A 10,836-nucleotide genomic window follows, 5' to 3' on the forward strand; every position below is an offset into this window, starting at 1 on the left:
GCTGACGACGGGCCGAGGCGTCGTGGTCCGGGCCGGTGAGCGGGACGTCGCCCCGCTAACCGATCGGGTGGTCGTGGACCGCCGATGAGAGGTGCACGCCGTTCAGCTCCAGGTAGAGCTGCCGCTCGGTCACGGTCAGCGTGAACGTATTGCGGCGCTCCACCGCATCCACCACGGAATCGATGAACCCAGGATCGAAGCTGTGCAGCACGATCTCGGCGGCGCGGTGGATCCTCGCCCCTGCCCACGGCGCGAGCACCTTGGCCGGGTCGCGGTGCGTGTAGATCGTCGTGCGCTCGGCAGCCTTGCTGCCCGTGTGAAGGCGCGCGGCATCCGGCGCGCCGACCTCGATCCAGGCGAGCAGCTTCCCGCTCAGGTCGCGCACGAGCACCGCCGGGTCGGCGGTCGCCGAGATGCCCTCGCTGAACACGATGCCCTCTTCGTGCTCGAGGCAGTAGGCGAGCACGCGCGTCACGAGATACGCCTCGGTCTCTGACGGATGCCGCGCCGCGCGCAGCGTGAACTCCTCGTAGACGCCGCGATCCGTGTCGGCCAACTCGACCTCGAACGTGTGCATCGTCGCGCCGGCCGCCATGGGACTCAGCCTAGTCCGGGGACTACCGCCTCCCGAGCCGTCATCGACCTCGGAGGCCGGTTCCGCCTGCCGATCCCGCGCTGACACGTCCATGGGTTGATCCGCGGGTGGCGACGCAGCCTTCAGCCTTCACCCTTCGGGCGCGGTCGGGGTCCACGTCCCGTCGATCGGCGGCAGCCGTCAATCACCGTGTTGCCGCATCTCGCAATCCGGCTGATCGGCCATCGGGTCGGTGACGATGCAACGCTCGCCGAGGTACTCGACCTAGAGGCGACCACGAGGCCGAACGTTCAAAGGTCGGCGGAACCTGGGCCGTGTCCACCATGTGACGGCACGGCGGGGAGCAGATCGCTACCGCGTGCCAGGCCGCGGCTGTCGTAGTTGCTTGGCTGTTCGTTCGAGCATCGGCAGTATGCGGGTCTGGCTTTGGAAGGACGGATTGTCGGGGATGGCGCAGTACAAGTCGTCTTCGACCGTCAGATAGTCGATGAATCGGGCTGCCCGCGCACGCCAGTCGTGCTGGCGAATGTCGTAGCGCATGGCTTTGAAGACTTCCTCGGTCAGCACAGGAGTGACCTCCGCCATCGCTGCGATGTACTGCATCTGACCAGTGCCCCAAGACAGGTGCCGTGCACCAGCCGGCGAAATCTCGACGCTGCCGGCTTCGTCGACGGTGCGGACGGTTGGGTCGTAGTTCAAAATGAGACCGGTCTGCAGCATCTCGTCGAGCCAGAGCAGCACAGGGCGGCTGTCAATATTCATGCCGGCGAAGTAGGCGGAAACCTCGCTCACTTGGATTGCTGCGCCTTCATGCTCTCTATGCGGTACGTCTGCCAGTAGTTGCAGGATGCGCAACGCGAGAAGCGGCGTCGTTGGCAGGTCGCTGTTCAGCGCGTAGATGTTTTGTACCAAGCTGTGCTGCTTCGCGGGATAGATGTCGTAGTGGCCACGTACCAGCGCGCGGACGACGCGCCAACTCGGCACCACCTGGTTTTCGCCTGCGAGGTGAGCTTTCACAAGATCCTCAACTTGCAGGTGTGGCGAGGAGATCAGAGCTTTGGCTAGGCCCAAGGTGCGACGGAGGTCGTGGTTGGCAAGTTCGCCGATCCAACGCGATGTCTCCGACTCCTGAAGAAACACGCGCTGCAGGCTACGCACGAAAGCTTCGATGTTCTTGATATCGAGGGAGATGCCGCGCGACGTAAAATATTCACCCTCGCCGCGCCGTTGCTCAATCGCGATCTTGGCGTCGATGAATTCGATGCGCTTACGAATGATGGCATCAGTTTTGGGAGTCGGCAGAAACAGCGCCTCATGCTCGAACGACTGCAGCGAGCCGTGCTTGGTGAGCTGCCAACTTGTCCGATCGGTGATCGGAAGAATGATCAGGCAAATCGACTGTTCGTAGATCGACCGCGCATACTGATAGACGCGTTGTTGAAACTCGATGTCGAATTGGTCAGAGTTGTCGAACACGAAAACCGGCAGACAGAGTTTACTGTTGACGATGTGGCGTATCAAACCTTGGATGTAGTCCTGCTGTCGATTTGTACGCCAGTCGTCGATGCGGTCGCCAAACCTGATGTGAAATGCTGCGCGGTCCGCGTCGTAAAGGTCGGCGAGCGGTCCTTTCCGGAGCCGTGTGTACTCGTCGAAGAACATCCCTTGCAGCTCGGCAAATGTTGGCCCGCCGCTTTCGAACAACTCCTTCTCGCAGACCTCTATTAGACGCCGGTCGAGCCACGATGCGAGCTTTGACTGATCGCCGTCCGTTATGCCTAGGTCGAGCCGAATCACCTCACACTTGTCGGACAATTTGCGCGACATCACCTTGCTGAAGAAGCGCGTGACAAACGTGCTCTTGCCGGCACCCTTGGTCCCAACGATCAGGACGAACCCGTGACTCTGAGTGGCATGAACGCGCTCAATGACGCTAACGAGCTGCTTTCCGCTCCCCGTATCGAGATCTTGGATGCGGTCGAGGATCGATTCGGCGACTTTGGCTAGATGGGTGTCGGCGTAATCGGACTCAGCTGAGGTCACGAAGCAATGCTCGATCATGGTCGGATCTTGATCGCCTGACAAACGTTCGAAGAAGCTCGTCATGATCCGTTCAATGTCGGCCGAAAGGTCGCCACCCCGCAAGAATTTCGCGGATCCGGACGCGCGATAGGCCTTCTGGAAAACCGAGGTTCGGATCGGCTGCCCCTCGGCCTCTTGGAATCGAGCGCGGAAGTTGAAGCGTTGGCACGCGTCATACGAGAGGAGGTCGTAAAAGAGCTGAAAATTCTCCTCGATGCTCGCCAGCGTGGGGAACACGAAGGCGTGGCCGTCCCAGGAGTCCAACCCATCGCCGTTTCGGCCCCCTCGTAAAATGATCCACTCTCGCCCATTCGTCACACACGCGAGTTCGGTATTTTTCGCACCGCAGTAGCGGACCGCCTGAGTAATCCCTTCCTTCGCGTTGGCGTCACTGAAAACCGGGCCAGACAACTTGAAGGCTGACCCCGCTGGCCGAGCCTCGATGCCCAACGATCGCCCGTCCTTCTTGGCCTCGAGAATGAGCCGAAAGCGATCGCCGACCTTGCAGGCGTAATCGGCGAAGCCAGAGTCAGCCGGCTGCTCAGTCATTACTTGGGCAAGTGGCCAGTGCAGCACCTCTGTCAGGATGCGATCGATGATCTTGAGCCGCGTGTCGGCCTCGGTCTGGACGCTGCTTATATAGGCCGTCACCTCAGGGATGAGTGCCGTCAGCCGTTCGAATCCGGCGTCGATCGGTTCCACTGTTGCTCCTGGGATGGGTTGATCAGGTATCCCATCTCAGCATGCCGAGTCGCAGAACGGGCCAGAAATGCGAGCGCGCCGCGAAGAGGCAGCGGATCCGCTGAGGCAGGACGACCACGCCGCGCAAGTGCACCACGACGAGTCGATGTGGGCGGAAGACAGCTCCTGTGCAGGGCCCCTTCTGGGCGGAATGGTGCGCGCAGGGGGACCAGGGTCCGCTGATCAGTCCAGCGCGGGGGCTTCCCGGATGTGCGCAGGGGCCCTTGCGGGGGCGGAATCCTGGGCGCACGCAGTCAGCCATCACTAGGGTGGCGCCATGGTTGACGAGGTGGACGAGGTGGACGCCGCCCTTCGCGAGTTCGTCACGGAGCGAGAGTGGGACCAGTTCCACTCGCCGGAGAACCTCGCGAAGAGCATCGTCATCGAGGCCGCGGAGCTTCTGGAGTGCTTCCAGTGGCAGCCGGATCCCGCCCGAGAGACGGTCGCCGCCGAACTCGCGGACGTCCTGACCTATTGCCGCCTCCTGGCCGCGAAGCTGGATCTCGACGTCGACCAGATCATCCTGGAGAAGCTGAACACCACCCGGGCGAAGTACCCGGTCGAGAAGGCTCGCGGCACGAGCGCGAAGTATGACCAGCTTCAGGATTGAGAGGTTCGGGCTGGCCAAGGGCGAGCTGGCGCGGTTCTCGCAGACTGACCCGCTCCACCGCGACTGGCCGGTCGTGTACACCCTCAACGACACCTCGGAGGTGTACGTCGGCGAGTCTCTCGACGGCGCCGGCCGGCTCCGACAGCACCTCGACGGCGGCAAGAAGTCGCACCTCGGCGAGGCACGAGTCATCGTCGACACGACGTTCAACAAGTCGGCGTGCCTCGATCTGGAGGCCTACCTGATCGGTCTCTTCTCCGGCGAGGGCCGCTACCAGGTCCTCAACGTGCAGGCGAGCAGCGGAACCGGGAACTACTACCAGCGCGATACGTACCGCGAGCGGTTCCAGGAGATCTTCGCGAAGCTGCGATCGGAAGGCCTCTTCACGACCTCGATCGAGGAGATCGAGAACTCCGACCTCTACAAGCTCTCCCCCTTCAAGTCGCTGACGGACGACCAGGGCGACGCGGTCGTGTCCATCACCGAGGGCCTGCTCTCGGCGCTCAACGGCGGCCCGAGCGGGTCGATGGTCATCGAGGGTGGCCCGGGCACCGGCAAGACCGTCGTGGCGATCTTCCTGACGAAGCTGCTTCGAGACATCGGCGCCTGGGACGGCGAGCCACTCGAATCGGAGTCCTACCTCACCGGCCTGTTCACCATCGCCAACAGGACCACCCTTGCCGGTCTACGAATCGGCCTGGTCGTTCCTCAACAGTCGCTCCGAAAGTCGATCCAGGCGGTCTTCTCGCGGACGCCGGGGCTGGACGCGGGCATGGTCCTGTCGCCATTCGACGTGGGCAAGAGCGACCTCACCTGGGACCTGCTCATCGTCGACGAGGCCCACCGGCTGAACCAGCGAGCGAACCAGACCTCGGCGCAGAAGAACCGTGAGTTCCACGAGATCAACGTCAAGCTCTTCGGCGTCGATGATCGGTCGACCACGCAACTCGACTGGATCACCGAGATGAGCCATCAGCAGCTCTTCCTCATCGATCGTCGCCAGCGCGTGCGGCCTGCCGACCTCGGGGTGTCGACGCTGCAGGCTCTAGCCGACGACGCGGAGGCTCGATCCCGCCGGCACGTCCTCACCTCGCAGTTGCGGGTCCAGTCGGGCGACTACGTCGAGTACGTCCGTCAGATCCTCGGCCCTCAGCCGCCGTCGCGGCGCATCGACTTCAGCGACTACGACGTACGACTTTTCGACGACGTCGGCGAGATGCTGACCAGCGTCCGCGCGCGCAACGCCGAGACGGGCCTCGCCCGTGTCGTCGCCGGATACGCCTGGCCGTGGGAGAGCAAGAAGGACAGGACGCGCGCCGACCTCGTCATCGGAGACATCGAACTCAAGTGGAACAGCCGCGTCGTCGATTGGGTCGACTCACCCAAGTCGGTCGAGGAGGTCGGTTCGATCCACACGATCCAGGGCTACGACCTCAACTACGCAGGCGTGATCATCGGCCGCGACCTCCGGTACGACGAAGCCGCGGGCGAGCTCCGCTTCGACCGCGAGCACTACTTCGACAAGAAGGGCATGCAGAACAACCCCGGCCAGAAGCTCACCCAGCAGGAGCTCCTCGACTTCGTACTCAACATCTATGCCGTGCTGATGACGCGCGGGATCCGTGGGACCTACCTGTACGTCGTCGACGACCCGCTCCGGTCCTACCTGCGGGAGTACCTCGGCTGACCCAGGCAGCGGCAGCCGCAACCGGGCCTGCTCAGGCACCGTCTTCGGTCAGCGAGGCGGGAGGCAGCCAGTCGGCCCCGAGCAGCTGGGCGAGGTCGGCGAGCCCGGCGGTGTCGCTGCCGACGGTGTCGGAGGCCGCGGCGATCCGCTCGACCATCACCTTGCCGACCTGCTCCTCGACCGTCCCCTCGGCGTACGCGATGTGCCACGGCGAGACCTGATGGTCGCGATGGGTGCGGCCGGTGACCTGCCGCCCGGCGATGCCCGAGAAGCGGGCCTGGTGGAAGACGCCGACGCGTGGCTCGGTGCTCGCCGTGCGGCCGTCGGCGAGGGTCTCGCCGACGTGCAGGCTGATCGAGGCGACGGTGGTGAAGACGCAGACCTTCGCCTGCCCGGTCTGGAAGCGGAGTCGTTCGGCCTCGGGGTCGAACCGGTCGCGGCCGTAGATCGTGGCGACCTCGATGCCGGAGTCACGCAGCCGGTCGGCGATCGGGTCGGCGGCGGTCGCGACGAACTCGACGGAGCACGCCACCTGCCGCTCGGCCTGGACCTGCTGGGCGATCCAGTCGACCGTGGAGTCGACGCGGATCAGGCCGGCCTTCTGCCGGAAGCGCAGCAGCGCGGCCCGGCCCTTCGCGACATTGCGGCCGCGCCGGGCGATGTCCATCTCGCGACAGAACTCACCCCACTCGGCCTCGTACGCCGTCCGCTCGGCCGGGGTGAGCGCCACCGGCATCCCGGAGATCGGCACCGGCCCCCAGGGCGCGGGGCGGTGCAGCATCGCCGCCGGCCGCTCCTCGGCGAGCCAGCCACGCACCAGCTTGAGGTCCGCGGCCCGCCGCGCGGGATCGGTGGTCCAGGTCGCGCCGTACCGGCCCTGCTCCACCGCGACGCCGTGGCGCTCGAGCGCGGTGGCGAACGCGGCGCCGGGTTGGGTGGCGGAGGCCCAGTCCCGCATCGGCTCACCGAGCACCTGCGCGTACGCCGGAGCGAGGTACGGCAGCTCCAGCGGCGTGTGGCCGGGCGTCGCGGTCGTGGCGATGACGAACGGGGCCTTGTCGTGCGGCTTCGCGTGCCCCGAGATCCGCGCCCAGAGCTTCCACCGCTTGGTCGTCGTACGTCGCAGCGCATGGGCTTCGTCGGCGATGATCACGTCCCACGCGTGGTCCTTGACCTTCTCCAGCCGGTCCCACGTGATCACCACCCACTCGAGACCGCCGTCGCCCAAGGCCGTGATCGTGCGGCACCAGTGGCCGATCGTGATCGCGGCGGGCCGGTCGGCGATGACGAGCACCCGGCGCGCGCCGCGGAGGTCACCGACCGCCGTCGCCCCGAGGACCGCCGAGATCGTCTTGCCCACGCCGGGCTCGTCGGCCAGCAGGAACATCCGCCCGCCCGCGGCGGCGCGGGCCGCGATCGCGTCGGCCGCCTCGAACTGGATCCTGCGGGGCTCCAGCGCGTCGGTCGGCTCGGGGCTCGGCGTCGGGTCGTCGGGGTTGAGAGTGTTCTCGATGAACCGGCCGAGGGTGTGCGGGCCGGGGGCGTAGGGCTGGAGGTGCGCGGGGAGCCGGCGGCCGACGTACAGGTGGGTCTTGACGGCGGAGTGCCAGCCGGCGCCCTCGACCTGCGTGCCGTAGGGGACGTCGAGCACCCAGACCCGCTCCCCCGGCCCGGCAGTCGGCAACGGCCGCGGAGCCGCGCCCCGGCGACGAGCTCCGGATCGGCGAGGACTGGCCACGCCAGGACGCTATCGGGATCTCAGCCCCGAACAGAACCGGCTCGCCCGTCAGACCGACCGCCGCAATGCGGCAGTCGCCTCACGGCTTGTCAGCACCACCCCCCAGAGACGCTGGAAGCTCTCCACCGCCAAGCGGTGCGTACGCGCGTCGAAGGCCGCAGTGGCATCCTCCAAGAGGAACGTCCAGTAGCCGTGGTCGCTGGCGTCGAGTGCCGAGATGTGGACGCAAGCATCGCTTGCGACACCCCCGACGAGGATCTGCTCGACCCCCATGTTTCGCAGGACACTATCGAGCCCCGTCGAGGTGAAGGCGCTTCGAGTGACCTTGTTGAGGACGATCTCACCGGGCTGCGGGCTCAACTCCGGGACGATCTCGTGCCACTTCGATGAGCAGACCAGTCCGCCATCGACGCTCGGCGACGGATCCCGTTCTTCTGCGAACCTGCTGCGCATGTGGGGAAGCAGCTCTCTCCTGCCGTCTCCTTGGGCACCCGTTGTGACATGCACAACGGGGTGCCGGGCGGCACGATATGCCTCGAGCACCTGTGCGAGGTTGGGGATCAACGACTCCCGAACCGTGCGATAGAAGTCTTCGGCCAGGGTCGAGAAATGATCGTGCAGATGCACACCCAACGGCCCACGAGGGTCGAGGAAATATCGCTGCATGTCGATGATGACGAGGGCCGACCCGGACGGCGAGAACTGCACATCCGGAAATCTCACCGGATAGCCCGCATCATCCGAGACACCAGGTTGAGGATCCATCATTCGCTGCGCTCCAAGCTCACATGCAATGTCGCGATATGGCGAGCACGCCGCAGGATCGCGTCGTCGACCATCTCGCCGTTGACGGCAGATGCGCCGGCATCGGTTGTCTCCGCAAGCAAGCGCTGAGCCCACTCGACCTCAACTGCCGTGGGAGAGTAGTGAGTGTTGATCGCCGGAACCTGAGTCGGATGAATGCTGAGCTTGCCACCGAAGCCGAGGACTCGGCCGCTGCGGCACTCGTCGGCCAACAGGCCCTCGTCCTTGAACTTCGTGACGACTCCGTCGATGGGCGCGGCGATGCCGGCGGCCGCGGAGGCGAAGACGAGCGTGGAGCGTGCCCATTGAAGGCCGGGCCAGTTGTCGTGGCTGAGACCGACATCCGCCGCGAGATCACCGTTTCCGAAGGCCGCGCGCTTCACACCGGGAGTCGAGCAGATATCTACCGCTTCGAACACTCCTTGGGCCGACTCGATGGTGGGGAGCAGAAAGCTGTCCGGTCGAAGGATTCGTGCGACCGCTGCCGTCGATTGCGCCGTCGCCTTGGGCAACATGATGCCGGCGCCGATCACCTGTGCGAACGCCGCGATGTCGTCGGCGTACGCATCGGTTCCCGGCGGATTGATACGCACCACTCCCCGCCCCCCGGATGCGATCCAGTCGGCGACGCATTGCCGGGCGGTCTCCTTGTCCTTCTCCGCCACGCCGTCCTCCAGATCGAGGACAATCTCGTCGGCTCCGCTGGCGGATGCCTTCTCGAAGCGGTCGGGGCGGGCGCCCGGGACGAAGAGCATCGACCTGGCGGTGACCGCGCTCACCGGTCTGCCTTGCCTGTCGAGGCGGTCGTCAGACTCCGATCCGGGTCGCCGAAAGCCCCCGCTGCCACAGCCTCTGCGATGTCACTCTCGCTCATCCCGAGATCGTGGAGCACATCCGAGCCGTGCTCCCCGCGCCGAGGTGCACGCTGATACTCCTGCGCCACGGATCCGGCACGCACGGCGGAGCGCACGTGGCGAACGTCGCCGAGTCGGGGATGGCTTGTCGAGATGAGGAGGTCGCGAGCATGCGTGTGCGGATCGTCCAGCGCCTGTGGGACGTCGTGGACCGGACCGCTCGGGACGCCCGCCTCACGGAGGGTCCGAATCCAGTGCTCGGTGGTCTGGGCCCGCAACGCCTCGTCCAGGATCTCCTGCAATGCCTCCCGGTGCGCGAACCGCTTCTCGAACGACTCGAAGCGTGGATCATCCACAAGCTCCGGTCTGCCGATCGCGATGGCGAGGCGCTGCCAGAACTTCTCCTTCGCACATCCCGCAACGATCCAACCGTCGCGGGTGGGGAAGAGTTGGAAAGGCACCAGGGAGGGGTGCGCCGACCGAGCCATCCGCTGTGGGTCGTACCCCGCTGACAGATGCCAGGTCGCAAGGTAGGAGAGCATGCTCATCGAGGTGTCGTAGAGGCTCACGTCACAGTCCATGCCGCGACCATCCCGCCTGGCCGCGTGCACGGCCGCCAGGAGCGAGAGGGCCGCCACCAGACCGCCCGACAAGTCGACCAGGGAGAGACCCGACTTCGTCGGCGGACCGTCGGGTTCACCCGTGAGCGACATCCATCCGGCAAGTCCCTGGAGGACGTAGTCGTAGCCGGGCTCGGCGTGACGTGGCCCGGTCATGCCGAAGCCGCTCAGCGAGCAGCACACGATCCGGGGGTTGATGTGGGCGAGCTGGTCGTAGGTGATGCCCAGCTTCTTCGGAACGTCACCACGCAGGTTGAAGTACACGGCATCGGCGTCGGCCACCAACCGCTCGAAGATCGCGCGCCCGGCTTCAGCCTTGATGTCCAAGCTGACGCTGCGCTTTCCTCTGTTCAAGGATTCGAAGAAGAGTGAGTCCTCGCCTTCGGCGAAGGGCGGCACATAGCGGCCGACGTCTCCGCCGTCGTTCGGATTCTCGATCTTGATGACGTCGGCTCCGAGATCTGCCAGCTGCAGCGACCCGAACGGCCCCGCGCCATACTGCTCGATCGCGAGGATACGAACATCTGCCAAGGGCATCATCATGCGGTGGCCCCAGCGGCAGGCTCCGAGGCGAACGGCTCGAGTGGCTCCGGGAACGAGGTGACCGTCGCAGCCGCGCGCTTCTTCACCATGAACGTGCGAACGTAGGACAGCACCTCCGCGCCGGTCTGCTTCAGCCCACGGGTACGGACCGTGACGATCCCGGCGTGCGGTCGGCTGTTCGACTCGCGCAGGTCCAGCACGATCGACTCCGACCAGATCGTGTCGCCGGCGAACACCGGGTTCTTCAGCTTGATGCCGTCCCAACCCAGGTTGGCGATCGCCTGATAGGAGGTGTCGATCACGCTCTGACCTGCCACCACCGCCAGCGTCAGCGTGGAGTTGACCAGGGATCGACCGAAGTCGGAGGCTTCCCCCACCACCTGGTTGAAGTGCATCTCCGCGGTGTTCTGGGTCAACAGGGTGAACCAGGTGTTGTCGGTCTGCGTGATGGTGCGGCCGAGGGGGTGGCGATAGTGGTCCCCGACCTCGAAGTCCTCGAAGAATCGTCCCTGCCAGCCAGCCTTTGTCTGCACGGTCCACTGTCCTTTCCTATGAGCATGTC

The 10,836-nt window shown here is 65.4% G+C and carries 9 protein-coding genes; 2 read left to right on the forward strand and 7 right to left on the reverse strand.

The window, feature by feature from the left end; all coding sequences use genetic code 11:
• Positions 1-55 precede the first annotated feature (55 nt).
• Together RB608_RS24075 and RB608_RS24080 are read right to left on the reverse strand one after the other, a co-directional pair.
• Positions 56-595 (reverse strand): YaeQ family protein, encoded by a 540-nt coding sequence (locus tag RB608_RS24075; protein WP_308090616.1) that lies wholly within the window; start codon positions 593-595, stop codon positions 56-58.
• A 351-nt stretch (positions 596-946) separates the two neighbouring features.
• Entirely contained in the window at positions 947-3,379 is a 2,433-nt protein-coding gene (locus tag RB608_RS24080) for an AAA family ATPase (protein ID WP_308090617.1), read from the reverse strand.
• Positions 3,380-3,707: 328 nt separating this feature from the next.
• On the opposite strand from RB608_RS24080, the gene RB608_RS24085 reads away from it, so the two are divergent.
• Positions 3,708-4,028 (forward strand): nucleotide pyrophosphohydrolase, encoded by a 321-nt coding sequence (locus RB608_RS24085; protein WP_308090619.1) that lies wholly within the window; start codon positions 3,708-3,710, stop codon positions 4,026-4,028.
• Entirely contained in the window at positions 4,009-5,715 is a 1,707-nt protein-coding gene (locus tag RB608_RS24090) for a DNA/RNA helicase domain-containing protein (protein WP_308090620.1), read from the forward strand. The genes RB608_RS24085 and RB608_RS24090 overlap by 20 nt, the downstream gene beginning before the upstream one ends.
• 31 nt (positions 5,716-5,746) lie before the next feature.
• Here the strand turns inward: RB608_RS24090 and RB608_RS24095 are convergent, their stop codons facing one another.
• From RB608_RS24095 to RB608_RS24115, 5 genes are read right to left on the reverse strand one after another with little or no spacing between them, the layout of a single operon-like run.
• Positions 5,747-7,453, reverse strand: coding sequence for a helicase (locus RB608_RS24095; RefSeq protein WP_308090621.1), 1,707 nt, complete (start codon positions 7,451-7,453; stop codon positions 5,747-5,749).
• Positions 7,454-7,501: 48 nt separating this feature from the next.
• Positions 7,502-8,161, reverse strand: coding sequence for an isochorismatase family cysteine hydrolase (locus RB608_RS24100; protein WP_308090622.1), 660 nt, complete (start codon positions 8,159-8,161; stop codon positions 7,502-7,504).
• A gap of 56 nt (positions 8,162-8,217) precedes the next feature.
• On the reverse strand, positions 8,218-9,036 hold the full coding sequence (locus RB608_RS24105) for a CoA ester lyase (RefSeq protein WP_308090623.1): 819 nt from the start codon (positions 9,034-9,036) through the stop codon (positions 8,218-8,220).
• On the reverse strand, positions 9,033-10,274 hold the full coding sequence (locus tag RB608_RS24110; protein WP_308090624.1) for a CoA transferase: 1,242 nt from the start codon (positions 10,272-10,274) through the stop codon (positions 9,033-9,035). The genes RB608_RS24105 and RB608_RS24110 overlap by 4 nt, the downstream gene beginning before the upstream one ends.
• Positions 10,271-10,807, reverse strand: coding sequence for a MaoC family dehydratase (locus tag RB608_RS24115; protein WP_308090625.1), 537 nt, complete (start codon positions 10,805-10,807; stop codon positions 10,271-10,273). The genes RB608_RS24110 and RB608_RS24115 overlap by 4 nt, the downstream gene beginning before the upstream one ends.
• Positions 10,808-10,836 lie beyond the last annotated feature (29 nt).

Source organism: Nocardioides sp. LHD-245 (assembly GCF_030929495.1).
GTDB lineage: Bacteria > Actinomycetota > Actinomycetes > Propionibacteriales > Nocardioidaceae > Nocardioides.

Coding starts and splice junctions, on each gene's coding strand:
- RB608_RS24090 (WP_308090620.1), top strand. CDS start 4,009: ATGACCAGCTTCAGGATTGAGAGGTTCGGGCTGGCCAAGGGCGAGCTG.
- RB608_RS24075 (WP_308090616.1), bottom strand. CDS start 595: ATGGCGGCCGGCGCGACGATGCACACGTTCGAGGTCGAGTTGGCCGAC.
- RB608_RS24110 (WP_308090624.1), bottom strand. CDS start 10,274: ATGATGATGCCCTTGGCAGATGTTCGTATCCTCGCGATCGAGCAGTAT.